General features: G+C 60.6%; 20 protein-coding genes. 7 read left to right on the top strand and 13 right to left on the bottom strand.

Annotation, left to right across the window (positions count from 1 at the left end; translation table 11 throughout):
• Positions 1-159 precede the first annotated feature (159 nt).
• Together H8S45_RS10330 and H8S45_RS10325 are read left to right on the top strand one after the other, a co-directional pair.
• Positions 160-1,584 (top strand): sodium-dependent transporter, encoded by a 1,425-nt coding sequence (locus tag H8S45_RS10330; protein WP_107631542.1) that lies wholly within the window; start codon positions 160-162, stop codon positions 1,582-1,584.
• 158 nt (positions 1,585-1,742) lie between these two features.
• Entirely contained in the window at positions 1,743-2,189 is a 447-nt protein-coding gene (locus H8S45_RS10325) for a phosphate-starvation-inducible PsiE family protein (protein ID WP_107631543.1), read from the top strand.
• Positions 2,190-2,237: 48 nt separating this feature from the next.
• Here the strand turns inward: H8S45_RS10325 and H8S45_RS10320 are convergent, their stop codons facing one another.
• Positions 2,238-3,029: an HAD-IIA family hydrolase gene (locus tag H8S45_RS10320; RefSeq protein ID WP_054327877.1), complete on the bottom strand. Its 792-nt coding sequence runs from the start codon at positions 3,027-3,029 to the stop codon at positions 2,238-2,240.
• A 176-nt stretch (positions 3,030-3,205) separates the two neighbouring features.
• Between H8S45_RS10320 and H8S45_RS10315 the strand changes: the two genes are divergently transcribed.
• From H8S45_RS10315 to H8S45_RS10305, 3 genes are read left to right on the top strand one after another with little or no spacing between them, the layout of a single operon-like run.
• Positions 3,206-4,144: an alpha/beta hydrolase gene (locus tag H8S45_RS10315; protein WP_147573718.1), complete on the top strand. Its 939-nt coding sequence runs from the start codon at positions 3,206-3,208 to the stop codon at positions 4,142-4,144.
• On the top strand, positions 4,134-5,441 hold the full coding sequence (locus H8S45_RS10310) for a hypothetical protein (protein WP_054327816.1): 1,308 nt from the start codon (positions 4,134-4,136) through the stop codon (positions 5,439-5,441). Before H8S45_RS10315 ends, H8S45_RS10310 begins: the two co-directional genes overlap by 11 nt.
• The gene (locus H8S45_RS10305) at positions 5,414-6,079 is read left to right on the top strand and encodes a DUF6320 domain-containing protein (RefSeq protein ID WP_054327817.1); all 666 of its coding nucleotides are present in this window, start codon (positions 5,414-5,416) and stop codon (positions 6,077-6,079) included. Before H8S45_RS10310 ends, H8S45_RS10305 begins: the two co-directional genes overlap by 28 nt.
• Before the next feature lie 36 nt (positions 6,080-6,115).
• Here the strand turns inward: H8S45_RS10305 and H8S45_RS10300 are convergent, their stop codons facing one another.
• Positions 6,116-6,592 (bottom strand): MarR family winged helix-turn-helix transcriptional regulator, encoded by a 477-nt coding sequence (locus H8S45_RS10300; protein ID WP_054327818.1) that lies wholly within the window; start codon positions 6,590-6,592, stop codon positions 6,116-6,118.
• A gap of 224 nt (positions 6,593-6,816) precedes the next feature.
• Between H8S45_RS10300 and H8S45_RS10295 the strand changes: the two genes are divergently transcribed.
• Positions 6,817-7,539 carry an ABC transporter ATP-binding protein gene (locus H8S45_RS10295; protein ID WP_054327819.1) on the top strand — a complete coding sequence of 241 codons (723 nt, stop codon included), beginning with the start codon at positions 6,817-6,819 and terminating at the stop codon, positions 7,537-7,539.
• The gene (locus tag H8S45_RS10290; RefSeq protein WP_107631555.1) at positions 7,539-8,459 is read left to right on the top strand and encodes a SufB/SufD family protein; all 921 of its coding nucleotides are present in this window, start codon (positions 7,539-7,541) and stop codon (positions 8,457-8,459) included. Before H8S45_RS10295 ends, H8S45_RS10290 begins: the two co-directional genes overlap by 1 nt.
• A 56-nt stretch (positions 8,460-8,515) precedes the next feature.
• Here H8S45_RS10290 and H8S45_RS10285 read toward each other — a convergent pair whose 3' ends face one another.
• From H8S45_RS10285 to H8S45_RS10235, 11 genes are all read right to left on the bottom strand, one after another.
• Entirely contained in the window at positions 8,516-9,610 is a 1,095-nt protein-coding gene (locus tag H8S45_RS10285) for a galactose/methyl galactoside ABC transporter permease MglC (RefSeq protein WP_054327820.1), read from the bottom strand.
• Between the two features lie 15 nt (positions 9,611-9,625).
• Positions 9,626-11,122: a sugar ABC transporter ATP-binding protein gene (locus H8S45_RS10280; protein WP_107631556.1), complete on the bottom strand. Its 1,497-nt coding sequence runs from the start codon at positions 11,120-11,122 to the stop codon at positions 9,626-9,628.
• Positions 11,123-11,224: 102 nt separating this feature from the next.
• Positions 11,225-12,340 (bottom strand): galactose ABC transporter substrate-binding protein, encoded by a 1,116-nt coding sequence (locus H8S45_RS10275; protein WP_307718892.1) that lies wholly within the window; start codon positions 12,338-12,340, stop codon positions 11,225-11,227.
• A gap of 188 nt (positions 12,341-12,528) precedes the next feature.
• Complete coding sequence (locus H8S45_RS10270; RefSeq protein ID WP_161804764.1) at positions 12,529-13,503, bottom strand: substrate-binding domain-containing protein; 975 nt, start codon at positions 13,501-13,503, stop codon at positions 12,529-12,531.
• Positions 13,490-15,202: a sensor histidine kinase gene (locus H8S45_RS10265; RefSeq protein ID WP_054327822.1), complete on the bottom strand. Its 1,713-nt coding sequence runs from the start codon at positions 15,200-15,202 to the stop codon at positions 13,490-13,492. The genes H8S45_RS10270 and H8S45_RS10265 overlap by 14 nt, the downstream gene beginning before the upstream one ends.
• A complete protein-coding gene (locus tag H8S45_RS10260) occupies positions 15,199-16,794 on the bottom strand; it encodes a response regulator (RefSeq protein WP_054327823.1) in 1,596 nt (531 codons plus the stop codon). Before H8S45_RS10260 ends, H8S45_RS10265 begins: the two co-directional genes overlap by 4 nt.
• Before the next feature lie 123 nt (positions 16,795-16,917).
• Complete coding sequence (locus H8S45_RS10255) at positions 16,918-17,961, bottom strand: aldose epimerase family protein (protein ID WP_054327824.1); 1,044 nt, start codon at positions 17,959-17,961, stop codon at positions 16,918-16,920.
• Between the two features lies 1 nt (position 17,962).
• Complete coding sequence (gene galT / locus H8S45_RS10250; RefSeq protein WP_054327825.1) at positions 17,963-19,456, bottom strand: UDP-glucose--hexose-1-phosphate uridylyltransferase; 1,494 nt, start codon at positions 19,454-19,456, stop codon at positions 17,963-17,965.
• 12 nt (positions 19,457-19,468) lie between these two features.
• Positions 19,469-20,458: a UDP-glucose 4-epimerase GalE gene (gene galE / locus H8S45_RS10245; protein ID WP_054327826.1), complete on the bottom strand. Its 990-nt coding sequence runs from the start codon at positions 20,456-20,458 to the stop codon at positions 19,469-19,471.
• Positions 20,459-20,505: 47 nt separating this feature from the next.
• Positions 20,506-21,792, bottom strand: coding sequence for a galactokinase (locus H8S45_RS10240; RefSeq protein WP_054327827.1), 1,287 nt, complete (start codon positions 21,790-21,792; stop codon positions 20,506-20,508).
• A gap of 167 nt (positions 21,793-21,959) precedes the next feature.
• Positions 21,960-22,985 (bottom strand): LacI family DNA-binding transcriptional regulator, encoded by a 1,026-nt coding sequence (locus H8S45_RS10235; protein WP_054327828.1) that lies wholly within the window; start codon positions 22,983-22,985, stop codon positions 21,960-21,962.
• Positions 22,986-23,079 lie beyond the last annotated feature (94 nt).

Below are 23,079 nucleotides of genomic sequence, written 5' to 3'. Positions count from 1 at the left end.
AACGAAGAGAAGTAAGCTCATCCGTATGAAAATCTGGGCGTAACCTGCGCCGCGTGGAAAGCGCGCAGGGCAAGTGTGATGAATCGGGCCGCGGATAACTGAATAGTTTCCGCGGCCTTGTTCTTTGGGGGCAACCGAAAAAGAAAAGGGGTGCAAATTATGAGTAATGAAGAGACCAAACGTGATGGCTTTTCAAGCAAATGGGGATTTATTTTAGCTTGTATCGGTTCTGCGGTCGGTATGGGAAACATTTGGCGCTTCCCGATCATGGTGCAGAAATACGGCGGCATGACCTTTTTGATCCCATACTTTATTTTTGTGATCCTGATCGCCTCCTCCGGCGTTATGGAGGAATTCGCGCTTGGCCGCCGCGCGGCGGCCGGACCGGTAGGCGCTTTCGGCATGTGTACCGAGGAGCGCACCGGTAAACGGCGTTCTGGTGAGTTGATCGGTGCGATTCCGATTATCGGCGCTTTGATGCTGGCCATTGGCTATACGGTTGTGCTTGGCTGGATCTTTAAGTATACTTGGCTTGCTATCTCGGGCGGCCTGTTTGCGATGGGGCAGGACATGAGCATCATCGGCCCTGCGTTTGACGCAACCTCGGCCACGCTGACGAACGCAAACGGAGAAGCGTTCTCGTTTGTGCAGTCTGTCGGTGCGATGTTCTCGAGCGGCCTGTTTGGAATCGGTAACGGCGTGTGGCAGCTCATTGGTCTGGTCGTCTCCATGGCGATCATGGCGATGGGCGTTGCGGGCGGCATTGAAAAGGCCAACAAGGTCATGATGCCGGTGCTGTTTTTCCTGTTCCTTGGCTTAGGCATTTACATCGCCACGCTGGATGGCTCGTCCGAGGGCTACAAATACATATTCACGATCAATCCCGCAGGGTTGGCGAGTGTTGAGGTATGGGTGTTCGCATTCGGCCAAGCGTTCTTCTCGCTCTCCGTCGCGGGTAACGGCTCGGTGATTTACGGCTCGTATTTGAGCAAAAAGGAGGATATCCCGGGTTCTGCGCGCAATGTGGCGGTGTTCGATACACTGGCGGCGCTGCTGGCCGCGTTTGTCATCATTCCGGCCATGGCGGTCGTGCTGGGTGCTGGGATCAACGATGTGAATGGCGGCCCTGGCCTGATGTTCGTATACCTTGTCAACGTGTTCAATGCGATGCCCGGCGGCCGCATCATCGGCCTGATCTTCTTCATCTGCGTGCTGTTCGCGGGTGTGTCCTCGATCGTTAACCTATATGAAGCGCCAGTTGCGTTCCTGCAGGAGAAGTTCAAGTTCAACCGCGTCGCGGCCGTGGCTGCGATCGGTGTGATCGGCGCGCTGGTATCGCTTTCTATCCAGCCGTGGACTTCTCAGTGGATGGACGTTGTTTCGATCTACATCTGCCCGCTTGGCGCGATGCTGGCCGGCATTATGTTCTTCTGGGTACTCAAGAAAGAGACCGCGATGGACGCGGTCAGCGAGGGCGCGAAGAAGCGCGTAGGCGACTGGTTCCACACACTCGGCAAATTTGTTTATGTGCCGTTGGCACTGCTCGCCCTGATTCTGGGCGCATTCTATGGCGGTATCGGCTGATTCACGCCAGCCTTGTTAATCGTTGTTCCCCCCTTTTCCCACGCGAAATCAACCGCCGCCTGTTGCAGACGGCGGTTGATTCATGTTATAATTAAAATGCCGGAACAAAAAAACCAGCCGGAAATGAGGAAAAAGAGAAAAAAGAAAAGGAGAGAAACATGGGATCTGACGTTCGAGACAAGATATCAAATGCGGCAACCGTAATCGAAATCACGCTTGGGCTGATCATCCTGATCGCCTGTGTAGTATCCAGCCTGGGCATTGTTTTCACAACGGACATTCAACTGCTGTTTTCCGTGCCGGATTACTTACAGGCCCGCTTGAGCGACGCCTGCCTGATTATTATTGGCATCGAGTTGATCAAGATGATCACGAGCTATACGATTGATTCGGTGGTTGATGTGATGCTGCTGGCGGTCGCGCGCCAGATGGTGGTGGAGCATACCTCCCCGCTGGAAAATATGCTGGCGGTTCTGGCGGTAGGCGCGCTGTTCGTGATTCGGAAATACCTGTATATTTCCCACCTGGACGGCCCTAAGAAAAAGCGCGACGAAAAAAAAGCAAAGGAAAAAGAACAGGAACACGAAATCGAATATCATATTTGAATTCAAAAATGCCGCGGCCTTGCACCGCGGTATTTTTTTCTTCAGAGGTTATTCTTGCGGCGGGATACAGCCGACGCCGTCCAGAATATAGTGCGGACGGTATGCATAGTTTTCCACATCCCCGCGCGTGGTGCAGCCGGAAAGCACCAGCACGGTATCCAGGCCGGTTTCGATGCCGGCAACAATGTCGGTATCCATGCGGTCGCCGACCATGACCGCCTCATGCGAATGCACGCCCAGCAGACGCAGGCCGGTGCGCATCATCAGCGGGTTGGGCTTGCCGACATAATAGGCCTGTTTGCCAGTGGCCAGCTCGATCGGAGAAACCAGCGCGCGGCACGCGGGGATAATACCCTGTTCGGATGGACCGGTCAGGTCGGAGTTGGTCGCAATCAGGCGTGCGCCCTTGTTCACCAGATCGACCGCCTTGAGGATGGTCTGATAGTTGTAGGTATTGGTTTCGCCCGCGATGACATAGTCCGGATCCACGTCGTTCATCACGATGCCGGCCTCGTACAGCGCGCCGACCAGGCCGGGCGCGCCGATCACATACGCCGAAGCGCCGGGCTTCTGGCTGGCGACAAATTTTGCGGTCGCGAGCGCGGAGGTATAGAAATGCTCCTCCCCGATTTCCAGCCCCATACGGGCGAGCTTTTGCTGCAGCTCGAGCGGCGAGCGCTCGGAAGAGTTGGTCAGGAACAAGAAGCTCTTATTTTCCTTTTGCAGCCACTCGACGAATGAGGGAACCCCGTCGAGCAGGCGGTTGCCGTGATAGATGACACCGTCCATATCGCAGATAAAGCCTTTTTTGGAGCGGAGCAGCGAAAGCGTATCGTTCATAAAGATCACCTTTCCGGAAAGCATGCTTTCCACGTTCTATTATGCCTAACGGACGGCGGCCGCGTCAAGGGGAAACGCAGGGGAAACTGTTAATTCCGTGTAAAAAAACAAGGGGCTTTGCGCGTATCGGAAAGCGTGGTATACTGATACTATGGAAAACGGGAGGGGGAAGCCGAATGGCGATCAGCAAGGCGATGCGCGCGGCGCTGCATACCCTCAGCTATGCCGCGAATATCGATGTGGGCAGGACCTATAAGGTAGAGCGCGTGTTGCGCGGGCTGCGGACGCCGCTTTCGCCGCTGTACCAGCTGTGGGACCGCAGGGTCGAGCGGGACGGGCATGAGGTGCGCGTGCGCATCTACTCTCCCAAAAAACAGACGGACAGCCGCCTGTTGCTGTTTTTTCACGGCGGCGGCTGGGTGCTGGAAAGCGTGGACACCTATAACAGCGTGTGCCGCAGCCTTGCGCGGAAAACGGGTTGCCGCGTGGCGTCGGTGGAATATGGCCTGGCGCCCGAGCATACGTTCCCAGAGGGGCTGGAGGACTGCTACGCTGCCGCGCGCGAGGTATACCGGCATCCGGAGCTGTTCGGCGTACGGTCGCAGGAGATTACCCTGATCGGCGATTCGGCGGGGGGCAATCTCGCGGCCGCCGTTTCGCTCATGGCGCGCGATCGGGGGGAGTTTACGGTCGCGCAGCAGATATTGATTTACCCCGCGACGTACAACGACCATTCCCCGCACACGCGCTTCGACTCGGTGCGGGAAAACGGGACGGATTACCTGCTCACCGCCAAGCGGGTGAGCGACTATATGGAACTGTACGCGGGCGGCGACCCCCAAAAGCTCAACGACCCGTATTTCGCACCGCTTTTGGCGGCGGACCTGTCCCGCCAGCCGCGCACGCTGGTGATCACCGCGCAGTATGACCCGCTGCGTGACGAGGGCGAGGCGTATGCCCGCGCGCTGCGGGACGCAGGCAATACAGTCATGCTTTACCGCATGCCGGGCGCGCTGCACGGGTATTTTTCGCTTCCCATGCGGTTCAAGCTGGTGCGGCGTACCTATGATATGATCGATCATTTCCTGAATGGAGACAGCGCTCATGCCGGATAACAGACAAAACCGAAAAACACTAAGCTGGAGCCGTTTGGACAACGCGGCCAAGATATTCCCGCCCACCTCGCATGGGTCGGATACCGGTGTGTTCCGCCTTTCCTGCGAATTCACCGAGCCGGTCGCGCCAGACGTGCTGCAGGAGGCGCTCGACCGCACGCTGATGCAGTACCCGCACCTGCTGATGGTCATGCGGCGCGGCGTTTTCTGGTACTACCTGGAGCAGACGCCGCTGCGTCCGTCAGTAGAGCCGGAGCATGCGCCGCCCTGCGCGCCGCTGTATAACGGCAGCAAGTCGCTGCTGTTCCGCGTCAGCTATTGGCGGCGCAAGGCCAGTCTGGATATGTACCATGTGCTTGCGGACGGGGCGGGGGCGATCGGCTTTTTTGAGGCGCTGGTGACCGCGTACCTGGCGCTGCGCCATCCGGAGGCCGGTGTGGACGGACAGCCTCAGGCCTCGGTCTTCCAGCGCGGGTCGGACAGCTTCCAGAAGTATTACAGGCCGCACGGCGGCAGTGCGGCCGAGCGTTCCGCGGGTAAGGCGTACCGCCTGCGGGGCGCAAAGCGGCCGGATGGTGCGCTTATGATCCTGGAGGGCGTTGCGGATGTGCGGCAGGTGCTGGACGCGGCGCACCGATATGGCGCCACGCTGACCGTTTACCTGGCCGCGGCGCTGTTTGCCGCCATTCACGGGGAGATGTATGTACGGCATGAAAAGCGGCCGGTCGTGCTGACCATCCCAGTCGACCTGCGCGGCTTTTTCCCCTCGCACACAACGCGCAACTTTTTCGGCACGATACGGGTGGGGTACGACTTTTCCCGTCGGGACGGCACGCTGCCGGATATTATCGCGTGCGTGGCGCAGTCGTTCCGCGACGAGCTGACGCCTGAACGGCTGGGCGCACGCATGAATAAGCTGGCGGCGCTGGAACATAATCCGGTGCTGCGGCCGATCCCGCTGGTACTGAAAAATCCGGTACTCCGCATTTCCGGCGATATTGCGGAACGGGGCGAGACCGCGGTTTTGTCCAACGTGGGAAAATTCCGGCTGCCCGAGGCGCTGCACCCGTTCGTGCGCGGGTTCGGCGTGTTCATGTCCACCCACGCAACCCAGCTCTGCACCTGCTCCTTTGGGAACAGCCTGCATTTCGGCTTTACCTCCGCGTTTGAGAATACCGAGGTTCAGCGCCGTTTTTTCGAGCTGCTGGTCGGCGAGGGGATCGATGTGGAGATCCGCAGCAACGAGTATCACGAGGAGGAGGATGCGCTATGCAGCGATGCCCCAACTGCAAGGTAACGGTTGCCGGACACAAAGCCTGCTGCCCACTGTGCGGCGGCCGGCTTTCCGGTACGCCCGAACCGGATACCGAGGTGTTCCCATCGCTCGAGAAGCCGCGGTTCACCGGCAGCTTTGCGCTGCGGCTGCTGGGTCTGCTGGCGATCGCCGTGACCGTGGTGTGCCTGCTGGTCAACCTGGCTCTGGGCATGGATGACTGGTGGTGGATATTCGTCGCGGTGGGCGCGGCGTGCGTGTGGTCGGCCGCGGCGGTTGGCATTGCCTACCGGCGGGATATTGCGCAGAATATCGGCTGGCAGGTGCTGTTGATCCCAGCGTTGAGCGTGCTTTGGGACATTTGGACCGGCTGGCGCGGCTGGTCGGCCGATTTTGTCCTGCCCTGCGTATGCGCGGTCGGCCTGCTGGCAATGCTGCTGTTTGCCGTGCTGTTCAAAATGCCGGTGCGCGCGTTTGCAGGACCGTTTATCGGGGCGTGCGTGCTGGGCATCGTACCTGCAGTGCTGGTGGCGTGTGGCGTGGCGAAGGTCAAGCTGCCCTCCTTGGTCTGTACGGGGCTGGCGGTTGTGCTGCTGGCTGCGCTGCTGCTGTTCCAGTGGCAGACGATCAAGGCCGAGCTGCAGCGCCGGTTCCACCTGTAACGCGGGAAAAGAAAAAAGACGGCGTAAGCCGTCTTTTTATGACAGGGGAAAGGCGGGATCGGTTTCCCCTCCGCTCAGCGCTTCCAGCATGGCGGAGGAGCGCTCCGCCATATCCCGTAGCGCGCCCAAGAGACGCTGCTTCTCCTCCTCCCGCAGGCCGCGGGTGAGCGCCTCGGTCCAGTAATCGCGGATCTGGTAAACATGGTCGATCAGGGGACGCGCCCGTTCGGTCAGGTAGATATGCCGCACGCGCTTGTCCTGCGGGTCGGCTTCCGTGCGGACGTAGCCCTCGATGACCAGCTTTTGCACCGCGCGCGTTACCGTACCCTTGTCAAAGCTGCCAAGACGGGCAAGATCCTGCATGCTGATTCCGTCATTCTCAAAAATACGGAGCAGGAAAAACTGCTGCCCGCTGCCGATCTGGTCCTGTTCGAGCATGAGATCGAAATAGCGGCGCGTGTTGCGCTGTAGCAGGGAAATATAGCGGAGAATGGTGATGGCCTGGTGCTCCATTGAGGGGCGCTCCTTTCGGACGGCTGCGCATGCAACAGCGGTACTGAATGTATTGTACTGCAAAGCCTGTTTCTTGTCAATTCGGCTGCAGCCGCGCAGCGGTAATTCTTTCCGCCAATGCCGCTGCGGTTGTTGACACCGCGCGGAAAAGTGATAAAATTGGTATAGGTTAGAGAAACCCATACAGAACACAGCATTGGACGTTGAAAGGACGGAGCCATAAAATGTTGGTACTAAAAGATATTTGCTGGCGCGTGCCGGAGAAGGAGATTCTGGACAGCGTGAGCCTGACCGTGCCAGACGGGAAATGCGTGGTTGTGACCGGACCGAACGGCGGCGGCAAGACCAGCCTTGCTAAGATTATTGCTGGCATTGAGCAGCCGGACAGTGGGAAACTCCTGCTCGATGGCCGCATCATCAACCGCATGAGCGTGACCGAGCGGGCGCGGAACGGGATCGCCTATGCTTTCCAGCAGCCGGTGCGTTTCAAGGGATTGACCGTGCGTGACCTGATGGAGCTTGCGGTGGGGGAGGCCATGGATGAGGACGCGCTGTGCGACAGCTTATCCCAGGTGGGTCTGTGCGCCAGGGAGTATATCGACCGCGAGGTGAGCGGAAGCCTGTCCGGCGGTGAGATCAAGCGCATCGAGATTGCGACCGTACTCGCGCGCCGCGCGCGTCTCTCGGTGTTCGACGAGCCGGAGGCGGGCATCGACCTGTGGAGCTTCAACAATCTGATCGATGTGTTCCGCAAGCTGCGCAGCGAGGTGGACGGCTCAATCCTCGTTATTTCGCATCAGCGGCGTATTCTGGAGATCGCGGACGAAATTGTGATTATTTCGGGCGGCAGGGTGTCCGCGCAGGGAAGCAGGGAGGAGATGCTACCCCGTCTGTTTGACGGACAGACGCAGGGACGCCCCTGCCCGCTGGAAAGGGGGGGCGCCTGATGAACCGGATTACGGAAAAGCTGCTCGCGGCCGTATCGAACTGGACGGGCGTACCCAGGAACGCGGCCTATAATATCCGCGAGGACGGACAGTGCGCGGGCCGTCAGTCGACTGCGCATATCCGGATCACCTCCAAAACCGATAAGCCGGGCATCGATATCACCGTGGCGCCCGGCACCAGGGGGGAGCAGGTGTATATTCCGGCATGCGTGACGCACAGCGCGGAAAACGACTTGGTGTACAATGATTTTTATATTGGGGAGGATGCGGACGTGACCATCGTGGCGGGCTGCGGCGTCCATTCGGATGGCGAGGGCGAGGCGCGGCACAACGGCGTCCACCGCTTTTTTCTGAAAAAGGGCGCGCGGGTGCGGTACCTGGAAAAGCACATCGGCACGGGCGGCGGAACAGGGGCGCGGGTCATCGATCCGGTCACCGAGGTGGAGCAGGCTGAGGGAAGCACGATGGAAATGGAAACCACCCAGATCGGCGGCGTGGATTCCACCCGCCGGACCATGAAAGCCGTATTGGCGGCGGGCGCAAAGCTGCGCGTGCGGGAACGCATCCTCACGGATGGGGAGCAGCGCGCGGAAACCGATTTCGTCGTGGAGCTGAACGGGAATGATTGCGGCTGCGACCTGATTTCACGCTCGGTCGCCAAGGGGCAGTCGCATCAGGCGTTCCGCTCCCTGATACGCGGCAACTGCCGCTGCACCGGACACAGCGAGTGCGACGCCATTATTATCGGGAACGGCACGGTGAACGCTGCGCCGGAGCTGGGCGCGAACCATGCGGACGCGGCGCTGATCCATGAGGCCGCGATCGGCAAGATCGCAGGGGAGCAGATCCTCAAGCTGTGTACCCTGGGGCTGACGGAGGAGGAGGCTGAGGCCAAGATTGTCGAGGGCTTCCTGCGCTGAGGAATAGCAATAAAGAGAGGGGCTGCCGGGCAGCCCCTCTCTTTAGTTTATGCGGTTTATTTACGAGCCAGGTACTTGCGCATGTCGATCGCGCAGGCGATCAGGATAATCAGGCCCTTGATGATATACTGCCAGTTCGCGCTGACCGAAAGCACGGTCAGGCCGACAAAGATGATGCGGAGCAGCAGCACGCCGACGATGATACCGCCGATCGAACCGATGCCGCCGACAAAGGACACGCCGCCGATAACGCAGGCCGCGATTGCGTCCAATTCATAGTTCTGGCCGGTGGAGGGGCTGTTCGAGCCGATACGCGCGGCTTCGATAAAGCCGGTGATCGAGTACATGATGCCCGCGAGGATAAATACCATCATGGTGTTTTTAGCCACGTTGACGCCGGATACGTTGGCCGCTTCTGGATTGGAGCCGCAGGCGAACATGTTTTTGCCGAAGCAGGTCTTGTTCCAGATGAACCACATCACAACGGTCAGGACCAGCGCATACCAGACGAAGTTCGGAATCGGGATCTGATCCTTGCCGATCTTGACAACCGAACCGTTGACGAACTGCTTGAACGGCTCGGACAGGCCGGAGATCGGCGCGCCGCTGTTGCCGTTCATATTGGTGAACAGGAGCAGGACGCCGTAGGTGATTAACTGGGTCGCCAGGGTGACGATAAACGGATGCAGGCCGAACTTCGCGACCGAGAAGCCGTTGACCAGGCCGATCACGGCGCCGACAATCATTACGATGACCAGCGTACCCGCGATCATGATTGCGGGATGGAACTGCGGGATGCCGGGGAACATCTTGCTCGGATAATCCGCCGCCTGCAGCAGCGCGGCGGACATACAGGCCGTCAGGCCGACGACGCGGCCGGCGGACAGGTCGGTGCCGGTCAATACGATCGTACCCGCGATGCCGAGCGCGATCGGCAGGTTGGCCGCGGTCAGCGAAAGCATATTGATCAGGGAGCGCGGCGCGATAAAGGACGGCTTATAGATGGCGATGCCGATGATCGCAATAATCAGAAAGATGTACAGGGAATAGCTGATCAGCCATTCTTTCCAGTAATTGCGCTTTTCGGAAGCGCTCATCGCCTTGTAATCGGCGTACTTGCGCTTCATATTATCGATAAAACGGATGTTCATGCTCTTTTCCTCCCCTTAAGCATACTTGGCGGCCAGTGTCATGATCTCTTCCTGCGAGGTGTTGGCAGCGTCCACCTCGCCGGCCAGCCGGCCTCCCGACATGACCAGGATGCGGTCGCACACGCCGAGCAGCTCGGGCATTTCCGAGGACACCATGATGACCGCCTTGCCGCGGCAGGCCAAGTCGATGATCAGCTGGTAGATCTCGTATTTTGCGCCGACGTCGATGCCGCGGGTAGGTTCGTCCAGCAACAGGACCTCCGGATCGGTCAGCAGCCAGCGGCCGAGGATGACCTTTTGCTGGTTGCCGCCGGAGAGTGAGCGGATTTTGGTTTCCTGCGTCGGGGTCTTGATACGCATGGCCTGGATGGCCCAGTCGGTATCCTTTTTCATTTCCTTTTCGCTGAGAAGGCCGCCCTTCAAATATTTCTTCAGGCTGGAAATGACGGTGTTTTCACGGATGTTCAGGATGCCGAAAATACCGGTCGCACGGCGTTCCTCGGTCAGCAGCGCGAAGCCGTTTTTGATGCTTTCGGTCGCGCGGCGGTTATGTACCTCTCGCCCGTCCAAGCGGAGGGTGCCGGATTTACGGGTGGCGATGCCGAAGATGTTTTCCAGAACCTCGGTACGGCCGGACCCGTCCAGGCCGGCAATGCCGAGGATCTCGCCCTTGCGCAGGCGGAAGGAGACGTCGCAGACGTGAGAATACATCGCGGTAAGGCCCTCGACCTCTAGCGCGACCTCGCCGGGGGTATTGGTCTTGGGCGGGAAGCGGTTGGTCAGCTCGCGGCCGACCATGAGCTTGATGATCTTTTCCATCGTCAGCTGGCTGGCCGGCTCGGTGGCGATCCACTGGCCGTCGCGCATGATGGTAACGTCGTCCGAGATGCGGAGGATCTCCTCCATCTTGTGCGAAATATAGATGATGCCGCAGCCCTGGTCGCGCAGCATGTTGATGATGCGGAACAGGTGCTCGACCTCGGTTTCTGTCAAAGAAGACGTCGGTTCGTCAAAAACGATGACCTTTGCGTCGTAGGAGACCGCCTTGGCGATCTCGACCATCTGGCGCTGGGAAACTGGCATGGTGCTCATCACCGTGCGGGGGTTGACGTGTACGCCGAGCTTTTCAAACAGCGCCAGCGAGTCCTTGTACATTTTCTTTTCGTCGATGCAGTTTGCGAATTTTAACGGATACCGGCCGAGCCACAGGTTTTCCATAACCGTCCGTTTGAGAGCCTGGTTCAGCTCCTGATGCACCATTGCGACGCCGTTTTCCAGCGCTTCCTTAGAGGTTTTGAAGTTGACCTCCTTGCCCTCCAGTTCAATGGTGCCGCTGTTTTTTTCATAAATGCCGAACAGGCATTTCATGAGCGTTGATTTTCCGGCGCCGTTTTCGCCCATCAGCGCGTGGACCGTGCCGCGCCGCACGGTCAGTGATACGCCGTCCAGCGCCTTGACGCCGGGAAACTGCTTACAGATATCAGTCATTTGCAGCAGGACGTCGTTTGCCATATGGATTGCTCCTCCCCTTTGTTTTGGATGAAAAGACGGCCGCCGCCGCTTGTGCGCGGTAGCGGCCGTTGGTTGCATGAAGTGCAGCGTTAGCGGAAAGGCTTATTCGCCGAGGTAGATCTGATAGGGGATGCGGATCTTGTTAACGCTGTCGTCAACCGTGTACTTGTCGGCAATACCGTCCATCATGTCCTTGCCGGCTGCGACGTTGGAGATGATATCGGTGATGCACTGCGCCATACCGTCGGCATCCTGCTTGATGGAGCCGGCCATCTGGCCCTTGGAGATCAGAGACTTTGCCGCGTCGGTCGCGTCAACGCCGAACACGGGGATGGTCTTATCTCCGCCGTCCTGATTGTAGCCGATGGTGTTGAGCGCGGTGATCGCGCCCTCCGCCATGGAGTCATTGTTGCAGATAACAAGCTCGATCATGTTGTTGTTGCTGTCATTGTTGGTGGAAAGGGCGGTGGTCATGTATTCCTGCGCGGCTGCGGCGGACCAGGAGCCGTTGCGGTCGACCAGGTACTTGTCGGAGTTGTTCGGATCGTAGAACTCAAGCTCCGGCTTGCCGGCCTCGGTCAGAAGGGCGTTGGCGTCTTCCACCGCGTACTGGGTGCGGTATTCCGCCTCGGCGTTGCCCTGCTCGCCCTTGAACAGGATATAGGAGATCTTGCCGTCACCGTTGAGGTCATATGCGTCATAGTTTTCCAGCAGGTATTCGCCGATCATCTGGCCCTGCAGGTGGCCGGCTTCGGGTGCGTCCGTGCCGACAAACGCGGCCTTGTCATAACCGCTGATTACAGCGTCGGAAACCTCGCGGTTGAAGAACAGGACAGGCAGGTTGCTTTCCTTGCCCTTATCAATAATGCCGTTCGCGGCGTCATCCGAGGACGTGTTGACCAGGTTGACGACCAGCATTTCCGCGCCGGCGGTGAGAACGGTCTGCACCTGCTCGGTCTGTGTGGTCTGGTTGTTGTTGCCGTCCTGGTCGTTGTGCTCGATGCCCGCGGCATCCAGCTTTTCGGACAGAGCGGCGCGGACGGAAGCGATATAGGTGTCCGCGTAGTTATAATACAGAACGCCTACGTTCAGGTCGTTGGAAGCCGCGTCCCCGCCGCCGCCGTTGTCGGAAGCGTTGTTGTCGCCGCTGCCGCACGCGGTAAGGGACAGTGCCATCGTTGCCGCCAGACCGGCCGCCCAGAATCTCTTCATGTTCATGGTAGGTTACCTCCTTCAGGACTCTCTTTTCTTCTCTTCGGCAGATTGCCTTTCGTTGTGCTTTCATTATAGTAGTAAAACAGCGCAAATAAAATAGAATTCTTTACTGATAAAGTTTGAATTTTTACTAAAAAAGAAAAAGGATGTCGAAAAAATCGACATCCGTTGGTTAAAATATACAATTCAAATCATTGATTTTGTGTGAAGCTAAATAGGAATTTCTGATTTTGTTCGGTATACATATCCTCGCGGCCGATGGCGCGCACCTCAGTATCGATGTGATCGGCGTCCGGCTGCTGGCCGTTAATCAGCCGGAAAGCGGCTTCCAGGCCCAAATATCCCATGGCAAACGGGTTTTGGACGATCAACACGTCGATCTCGCCGGTTTCGAGCATGCCGACCGAAACCACATTATTGTCAAACCCTACGACGCGCACCGTGTCCTGCAGGCCAAGCTCCTCGATGGCGTGTCCGACGCCGAGGGTGGTTAGCTCGTTGAAGGTCACGATCGCGTTGATCTCCGGATGGCGGAGCAGCAGGCTGCGTGTTTCTGCCTGCACGGTTTCGCTCTGCGAGGAGCAGTTGATCTTTTCCACAATATGCGCACGGCTTTCCCGCGCGGCAGCGGCCTCAAAGCCCTGCTCCCGCTTCTGGCCGTTTTCACTGTGGATATCGAAGCCGACAATGCCGATATACAGCTTGTCCCCGCCGCCGTCGAACAGCGCGCGCGCCGCCGCCTCGCCCGCCCTGTAATTGTCCGTCCCGATGCGGATAGCGGCGCGGTCGGTCTGGATATCCGAATCGATGATAATGATATGGACGCCCTGGTCGGCCGCCTGGTCGATCAGCTCGGCGGGCGCCGTGTAGTCGATCGCGGAGATCACGATGGCCTGTGCGCCGTTATCGATCGCATTTTGGATCAGCACATTCTGATCCTCCCAAGCTTCCTCGTTCGCTGGCCCCTCAAACGTGTAGTCCAGATTATATTCGCTGGCGGCGGCCTTCACGCCGGACTGGACGGATTTCCAAAAGGCCGAGCTGGTGGATTTGGTGATTACGGCGACATAGGGCTTCTGCGTCTGCACGCTGCCGGACGGGATGGAACAGCCGGCCAGCAGGAACAGCAGCGCGCCGGCAGCGCCGATCAAATTACGGATTTTCATGCGCATTCCCCCCAGACTGCGGCAGGCGGATGATGACGCGCGTTCCCTGATCGGGCTCGCTCTGGATGGACAGGCCGTAGGGCGCGCCGAAGTAGATGCGGATGCGGTCGCTGACGTTTTTGATGCCGATGCCGCCCGGGCCGCTGCGGTCATGTGACAGGATCGCCCTGCACTGGCTCTGCTCCATGCCCACGCCGTTGTCGGTTACGGTCATCAGGATATCCGTCCCGTCCGGCCGGACGGAAACGGTGATCTCCCCATCCTCGACAAATTCGCCGAAGCCGTGCAGGATCGCGTTTTCCAAGATGGGCTGTAGCGTAATCTTGCTGCACAGGCAGTCAAGAAGCGACTCGTCCACGTCGAAGCGGTAGGAGAACTGGTCCTTATAGCGGAATTTCTGGATAATCAGATAGCATTCCGCATGCTCCAGTTCCTTGCGGATGGGGATCAGGTCCTCGCCGCGGGAGGTGCTGATGCGGAACAGGCGGGCGAGCGCGCTGACCATTTTGACTGCGTCCTGTGTGCGGCCAAGCTCGCACATCCACTGGATAGAGTCCAGCGTGTTATACAGGAAGTGCGGGTTGATCTGCGCCTGCAGGGCTTTGAGCTCGGTTTTGCGCAACGTTTCCTCCTCGCTCTTCACCTCGTCCACGAGCTTCTGGATGCGGCCGACCATATGCTCAAAGGAATCGGACAGCACGCAGATCTCCCGTGTGCCGCTGACCGGCGTATAGACAAAGTCGGGCGCGGCGGTTTCAAAATCGCGCATCTCCCCTACCAGGCGCAGGATGGGGCGCGAAACCAGCCGCGCGATCAGAAGCGCCACGCCGAGCAGGATGAACAGGGCGATGGGAACGGCGAACAGGAGCATTTGCAGCGCGGTCTGCTGCGGCTGGCGGACCAGCTCGTCCAGATAGCTGACGCCCACAATGCGCCAGCCGCCCTGCGGCAGGGATTTGATGACCCGAATGAGATCCTGATCCGCATGCACCCCGTCGCCCAGCGCCGCGAGCGGCGCGGTATCCTCGGTTTTGAGGCCGGAATAGATGAGCTGCTGCTGCGGATGGTAGACCAGGCGGCCGTCGCTGTCGATGATAAAACTGTAGCCGTGCTGGCCGATGCCGACCGCGTCCATATAAGCGGCGATGGAGGAAAACTGCAGGTCCATGGACACAAAAACCTCCCCGCCGTAGCGGTCGAGCGCGGCGGGACGGGCGATGGTGACCACCCAGGGATAATAATCCGCATACAGGTTCTGTACATGCGGAGGGGTATAGTACAGGCCGGAGGGGTCGGGCTCGACGCCGGTAAGGTCGAGCGAACCGGCCTGCGGCTTGCGCGTGCGGCCCGAGGTCCAGCAGGAAAGCAGCCGGCCGGAGCTGGTGTAAACGCCGATGCTGGTCAGGTCGTCGCGCATCTGCACCATGGTGCTGAAGGTTTCCGCAAGCGTCAGGTCGTCCGCCTCGCTTTGCAGCTCGCCGGTGATGCGGCGGATCAGGGTGCTGGCATCCGAGGTGTAATCGGATATCGCACCCGCCGCCTGTGCGACCGACTGCTCCGAGCTTGCGGCTGCGTTGGAGCGGAGCGCGTTCGCGTACAGCGTCGTATACACCAAGGTGGAAATCAGCACGGTGATGGCGGCCACGCCGCTGACCAGCAGCACCATCAGGCTGGACAGGGAAAGCGGCTGCTGTTTCATGCGCCATCCTCCGCGTTCTGCCGCCGCAGGGCGAGCGGCGAGATGTCGAACCGCTTTTTGAAGCAATAGCTGAAATAGTGCTGGTCCGCATAGCCGCAGCGCGCGGCGATTTCCATGACCTTGAGCGAGGTGCATTGCAGAAGCTCCTTCGCCGCGTCCAGACGCTGGGCGGTGAGCAGGTTGACAAAGGTTTCGCCGGTGTTTTTGCGGATCAGCGCGGACAGGTAGTTCGGGCTGATATGCAGCGCCTCGCTGATCGAGGCGAGGGAAAGCGTTTCGTCCCCATACTGGGCGCGGATCATGCCCAGCGCCTGGTCGCACAGCAGCTTGCCGCTTTCCCGACACTGCTGGGAGATCGCGTCGTTGACCTGCAGGCAGAAGTCGGTCATTTTCGCGCGCAGCTCGTCAAAGGAGCGGTAGGAGAGCGAGAGGCCGGCGAGCGGGGAAGCGCGCCAAAGTTCGTCCACCGTGGACGGGTCCACGATCGCGCCCGCGGCCCGGCAAAGCGCACTAAGGAGCTGGATCATCATCAGGTCGGTTTCCAGCGCGGAGCGGCGGGCGGAAAGCAGGCTGTCGAACAGATTGTCCAGATACGCGGTGAGCTGCGCGCGGCTGCCGCTTTTGACAACGCTTTCCAGCCTGGCCGCCGCGTCCGTAAAATCCGAGCGGATGGAGCCGCGCGCCTCCAGGTCATCGACAAAACGGGAGCTGCCGTCCCCCAGCCCAGCGGGATAGGCAAGCACGCCGATCGCCTCGCGGTAAGCCGTATGGCAATCTGACAGCGCACCGACCGTGCGGCTGACGCCGACCGTGCAGCGCGCCTGCATCACGCGTTCGATCGACTGCACGATTTCGCTGACCGCGATATGCAGGTATTTATTCAAATCGAATTCGCTTGCCATCACAAGCGAGACGATGCGGCCGCCAATAAAGCAGGAGGCGCTGTGAAGGTATTTTTGCAGCACCAGCTCGACCGCATGAACATGCGCGCGCGAGGTGAGCGGCGTGCCGTCCCGTCCGGCGATCGCTGTGACAAGCACAACGTAGCCGGGCGGGATATCCTGTGCGGTGAGCAGGCCGCACTCCACAGCCTGCCCGTGCAGGTATTGCTCGAGCGCGGCGTCTGCCAGCGGCGGGTTGGCGCCGAAAAACAGCGGCATCAGAAAATCGGCCGGCCGCGGCTGTCCGGCGCGGCCCTGCGCAATCTCCTGATAGCGCAGGGAAATCTTTTCTCTAATGACGCAAAGCTCTTTTTTCAGCTCCTCGAGCGTGATCGGCTTGAGCATGTAGCTGATGATATTATACTGGATGGCCTGCTGCGCGTAGGTGAAATCGTCATACCCGCTGAGAAAGGCGATGTGCATGGCGGGCCGGATCTCGCGCACCGCGCGCGCCAGCGCGATGCCGGACAGGAACGGCATGCGGATATCGGTCAGCAGCAGGTCGGGCTCGAGCTTTTCGACCAGCTCAAGCGCCTCCATGCCGTTTTCCGCTTCGCCGACCACGGTAAAGCCGCATTCGGCCCAGGGGGTGCGCTCGACCAGCGAGCGGCGCAGCTCGGGCTCGTCGTCCGCGACGATCACAGTATACATGGCAGGGCCTCCTTTTTTTGTAAATCGGGTTGCTTTTAGTTTAGCGGGTTTGCGGCCGCTTGTCTATAGAAAACCGCCGAAAGCAAGCGTTAGCCTGTTTCCGGCGGTTTTCCGCAGAGGGCGTTAACAATGGGAAGAAAAGCAGAATTGCGTGAGGCGCCGGTATTCCCCGCCCGCGCGGAGGACGGGCTGCGGGAAATGCGGCAGGGCGGGCGCGTTCGGCCAGAACTGGGTTTCCAGGCAGAAGCCATGACGCCGGCCGTACCGCACGCCGCCTTTCCCAACGGGTAGGTCCGCGCGCAGGTAATTGCCCGAATAAAGCTGCATGCCGGGCATATCGGAACGCACGGAGAGCGCGATGCCGGTCGCGGGGCAGTATGCCTCGGCAAACGGCCGCAGTCCCGTGCCATCGATGATATAATTGTGGTCGTAGCCGCCCGCGCGCGCGATCTGCGGGCAGGCGCTGTCCCAGCCCGCGCCGAGCGGGGCGGGCTGACGCAGGTCGAGCGCCGTGCCGGCGACCGGAGCGATCTCGCCCGTGGGCGCGCCGGTCCCGCCGAGCGGGGTGAAGCGCTCCGCGTGGACGCAAACGGTCTGTGCGCCCACTTCGCCGGAGGCATGCCCGCCCAGGTTGAAATAGCTGTGGTTCGACAAATTGCAGAGGGTATCCGCGTCGCTTTCCGCCGTATATGCGATAGACAGCGTGCCGCCGGACAGACGATACGCGACGCTTGCGCGCAGCCGGCCGGGATAGTTTTCCTCTCCAGCGGGGCTGTCATAGCGCAGCAGCAGGCCGTCCGACAGGACGGAGGCGCGCCAGATGCGCCGGTCGAAGCCGGCCGTGCCGCCGTGCAGATGGTTGACGCCGCTGTCGTTGCAGGCGAGCTGGTACTGCCTGCCGCCAAGGGTGACGCGCCCCTCCGCGATGCGGTTGGCGCAGCGGCCGAGCAGCGCGCCGATGTAGCAGTCCTGCGCCTGGTAGTCCGCGGCCGTGTCGAAGCCAAGGACTACGTCGGTCGGGACGCCGTTCCGGTCAGGCACGATGAGCGACTGCAGGACGCCGCCGAGCGTCAGGACAGCGGCCGAGAACGCGCCGTCCGTCAGCGTATAGCGCTCGACCGGCCGCCCGTCATGGGTGGTTCCGAATGGGGTGCAGCGGATATCCATGTCACTTCACACTTTCCGCGAACCGCAGGAACGCGGCCCGTCCCTCGGCGGTACGCTTGTACACGCCCGCGTGCTCCAGCACGGTTGCAAACACGAGGCCGACTTCCTTTTGGATAATCTGCATGGCGTTGTCCGCGGTGATGGTATAGCGCGGGGCGAAGCCCTCCGCCCAGTCCGCGTGGGACGCGGTCAGCGGGTCGGCGCGCAGGTCACGGCCCGCCGCGAGCGCTTCGCCCAGCGCCGTCAGCTCGGTTTTGAGCCGCGCGGGCAGCACGGCGAGGCCCATCACTTCGATCAGGCCGATATTTTCCTTTTTGATGTGGTGCAGCTCGGCGTGAGGGTGGTACAGGCCGAGCGGATGCTCCGCGGTGGTCAGGTTGTTGCGCAGTACCAGGTCCAGCTCATAATCCGCGCCGCGCCGCCGCGCGATCGGGGTGATCGTGTTGTGTGGCACGCCCTCGGTCTCGGCAAGGATCATCGTGTCCTTGTCCGTGTAGCCGCGCCACGCGGCCAGAATACGGTCGGCCAGCGCGGCAAGGCGCGCGGGGTCGCCACCCGTCAGACGGATGACCGACATCGGCCACTTGACGATACCAGCGCGGATATCGGCAAAGCCGGGGAAAGCCAGCGCGGTCTCGACCGGCGCCTTGGCCATGGCGAATTCATAGCGCCCGCCCTGAAAGTGGTCGTGCGCGAGGATCGACCCGCCCACGATGGGCAGGTCGGCGTTCGAGCCGACAAAATAGTGCGGGAACTGGCCGACAAAGTCGAGTAGCTTGCGGAAACAGGCGTGGTCGATCTTCATGGGCGTATGCGCTGCGTTCAGGCAGATGCAGTGCTCGTTATAATACACATAGGGGGAATACTGCAGGAACCACGGCTGGCCGTCGATCGTGATAGGGATGATCCGGTGGTTCTGCCGCGCGGGGTGATTGACGCGGCCCGCATAGCCCTCGTTTTCCGCACATAGCTGACATTTGGGATAGGCCGAGGCGGGCAGGTCGCGCGCGGCGGCGATGGCCTTGGGGTCTTTCTCCGGCTTGGACAGGTTGATCGTGATATCCAGCTCGCCATATTCGGTGGGCGCTTTCCATTGCATATCCTTTGCGATGCGGTCGCGCCGGATATAATTGGTGTCTTGGCTGAACTGGTAATACCAGTCGGTCGCGCGGGACGGGCTTTCGTCATACAGCGCGCGGAAGCGCGCGGCGACCTCGCGCGGCGGCGGGGTCAGGCGGCCCATCAGCGCGGTGTCGAACAGGTCGCGGTAGACGATGGAGTTGTTTTCCAGCACGCCGCGGGCGTGCGCGTCGTCCAGCAGCGCGTCCAGCACGGCGGGCAGGTCGATGGGCGTGTCGGAGAGGGCGGGTTCCGTATAGCTGTCCAGCCGCAGCATTTCCAGCAGGCTGTTAACCGCCCAGACATGGTCCTCAGGCGCTATCAGGCCGGTTTGCTCGGCATAGCGGACGAGCTGCGCCACTGCGTTATCGATCATAGCCGCGCCTCCTTACGCTCCGTAGCCATGCGGGTGGGCCTTGTGCCAATCCCACGCGGTCTGGATGATGGTATGCAGGTCGTTGTACTGCGGCTTCCAGCCGAGCACGGCCTTGGCTTTTTCGCTCGAGGCGATCAACTGGGCGGGGTCGCCCGCGCGGCGAGCCTCCACCCGCGCGGGGATTGGGTGGCCGGTCACACGGCGAGCCTCCTCGATGACCTCCCTGACCGAAAAGCCGACGCCGTTGCCCAGATTGAACACGTTGTTTTCCCGTCCCGCAAGCAGATAGTCGAGCGCAAGGATGTGCGCCTGTGCGAGATCACAGACGTGGATATAGTCGCGGATGCAGGTTCCGTCCGGCGTGGGGTAATCGTCGCCGAAGATCGAGATGGCCTCGCGCTGGCCGTTCGGCACCTGCAGGATGAGCGGAAGGAGATGGGTTTCCGGATTGTGCGCTTCGCCGATCGAAGCGTCCGGCTGCGCGCCGCAGGCGTTGAAATAGCGCAGCGCGACAAAGCGCAGGCCATGCGCGGCCGAAACCCATTTCATCATTTTTTCCATCGAGAGCTTGGTCTCGCCGTAGCAGTTGGTCGGCTCGGTGCGGTCGGTTTCCAGGATCGGAACGCGTTCGGGTTCACCGTAGGTCGCGGCGGTGGAAGAAAAGACGATAGTGAGCACGCCGTGGGCGACCATGCTTTCGAGCAGCGTTTTGGTGCCGCACAGGTTGTTGTCGTAATACTTGAGCGGCTTTGCCATGCTTTCGCCGACCTGGGAATTGGCGGCGAAGTGGATCACGCCCTCGATCCGCTCGTTTTCAAACAGGCGGTCGACAAAGGCGCGGTCGCGGATATCGCCCTCGTAAAAGCGCGCGCCCGCGGGAACCGCGGCGCGGAAGCCGGTTTCCAGGTTATCCGCGACAACCACTTCGCGTCCGGCCTCAACCAGCGCGCGCGCGGTGTGCGAGCCGATATAGCCCGCGCCGCCCAGAACAAGAATAGACATAAAATACCCTCCCAGTAAGTTAGATATGGGGAACGCTCCGGACGCCGTTACGCAATCACGGCGCCGCCCTCCGGACGGATGTGCAGGAAGTGGCAGCAGCCCTTCCCCAGCACAGCCTCCATGCCGGCGCGGAACTGCTCCTTCCTGCCGTTCGGCACAAAGGCCTGCACGGTACCGGCAAAGCCGCCCCCGTGGACGCGGGCCGCGCCCTCCCCAGCGAGAAGCTGCTTGGCGAGCGCGATGGTGACGCATACTGCCTGCTCCTGCGGACGGGCCGTGCAGTAGAGGTTCTGCAGCAGCAGGCCGGAGGAGATGCCGGATTGGTTCACAAGGGAGAGGAAGCGGAAGAAATCGTCGCTTTCGAGCGCCTGCGCCTGCTTGACGGCGGTCAGGTTATCCATAAAGAAGTGCATGGCGCGCAGCGCAGCGCGGTCACCGGCCTGTCGGCGGACAAGGGCGAGGTTGTTCCAGAATTCATGGTAGTCCACGTCGCGCAGCACGGACTTGCCGAAGCATGCGGCGGCCGCGCCCATCTCCGCGGGGATTGCGGCGTATTCGTCGGTCAGGTCCGCGTGGTCCGCGCCGGAATCAATGATGCAGAGCGCATGGCCGGAAGAGAGCAGGTCGTAATCCAGCTTGCGGACCGCAGGCGACGCGGGGTTCTGGAAATCGATGGACACAATGCCGCCGACCGCGCTGGCGAGCTGGTCCATCAGGCCGCAGGGCTTGCCGAAAAACGTGTTTTCCGCATACTGGCCGATTTGCGCAATCTGGACCAGGCTGACCGCGTCCCCGCAGAACAGATGGTTGAGGATCACGCCGATCAGCACTTCATACGCCGCCGAGGAGGACAGGCCCGAGCCGCCGAGAACAACGGAATCGATGCAGGCGTTGAAGCCGCGCACCGGATACCCGAGGAAAATGAAGCGGCTGGCGATTCCGCGTACCAGCGCGGCCGAGGTACCCGCTTCCGCAGGCTGTGGCGCGAGCATGGTCAGGTCAATGTCAATGTCGGGATAGCCCGTCGAGCGGATGCGCGCGGTCATGCTGCCGTTGGGGCCGGCGCAGGCGAGCGCGTCCAGATCGATTGCAGCGGCCAGCACGCAGCCGTGCTGGTGGTCGGTGTGGTTGCCGCCCAGCTCGGTGCGGCCCGGGCCGGAAAACAGACCGACCCGTCCCTCTTTGCCGAAAGCAGCGCCGTAATTGTGCAACAGGCCGGACAGGCGGGCGCGTTTGTGTGCAAGTCCCTCGGCGCCGCAGCCGCAGACATCGGACAGACGGGCGTCGAGCGCGCCGCTGTCGATCGCCTGAAGAAGGATCGATTGCTCTTCCATACGGCTCATCTCCTTTTTGATCGCAATTTCAGGATGATATCCTGGTGATTTAAGCATACTCAATTTTTAGTAAAACTTCAAGTATTGTTTTACTAAAAATATGAACAAAAATCCAGGGGACGTTTTGGGTAAAAAAGCGGCCGGTCTGGTAGACCGGCCGCCTGGGATCAGCGAATGGGGGCGTATACGCTTTCCCGCTCGATCAGCGAGGGGGGGACAACGATTTTTACAGGCAGTGCGTCCGCATCGCGGCGGCTGCGTGCAAGCAGGTCGACCGCCGTGGCGCTCATGGCGGCGACATGGGTGCTGACGCTGGTGAGCGGCGGGTCGGTGAGGGTGGAGAGCGGGGTGTCGTTAAAGCTGATGATGGACATATCGCGCGGAACGTGCAGGTCGTTTTCCCGCAGCGCGGCGCACGCGCCGATTGCGGCTTCCTCGTTGGCGGCCAGCAGGGCGGTCGGCAAAGCGCCGCCGGACTGAATGCGGGCGGACAACGCGGCGCGGGCGTCCGAGGAAGTCATTTTCGCTTCAAACAGGAATGCGGGGTCGAACAGACCCTTGCGCGTCATATAATCGATGAAAAACTGGCGGCGCACCTCGGGCGCGGGACGTTTCTTCTGATCGAGCTTGCGGTCCGGACCCAGGAAGCCGATATACCGGTGGCCACGTGCGAGCAGGTAATCGAGCGCCTGCTCCACCCCTAACTGGAAATTCAGCACGACCGAGGGGAACTTCAGCTCATCCGGTGCGGAATCCAGGAACACAAGGTTGGACGACAGGGCGGACAGGTTTTGTATCTGCGCCTCGGAAAAAATGCCGATGGCCAACAGGCCGTCAAACGAGGTGGGGACGGGCGCGCGATAGGCACCGGCCTGCTCGGACAGGTGGATGACCGAATAGCCGCAGTCGCAGCAGCGCTGCTCTGCGTAGTTTTTGAGATAGAGGTAATAAGGATCCACCAACTGCTCCGCCGGAGAGAGCATCTCCGCGATGGCGATGCGCAGCGAGGAGGGCGCGCCCGTCCGGATCCGGCGCGGGCGGGTGGAGGAGCGGTAATGCAGCTTGCCCGCGGCCTCCAGGATCTTGGCGCGGGTGGCGTCGCTGACGCTCATGGTCGGGTCGTTATTGAGCACACGGGAGATGGTTGTGATGGAAAAACCGGTGTATTCAGCTAATTCTTTAAGCGTTGACATCTCGATCCCCTGTTTTTAGTAAAATAAGTTGCTTTCATTATATCCAATGCGGGGAAAGGTTGCAAGCGTTAAATCAGCGAAAAAGAAACTGGAA

It is taken from the genome of Agathobaculum faecis, from assembly GCF_014287995.1.
Classification (GTDB): domain Bacteria; phylum Bacillota; class Clostridia; order Oscillospirales; family Butyricicoccaceae; genus Agathobaculum; species Agathobaculum ammoniilyticum.
The sequence above is the reverse complement of the archived record's forward strand: the minus strand, read 5'-3'. Positions and strand labels throughout refer to the sequence as shown.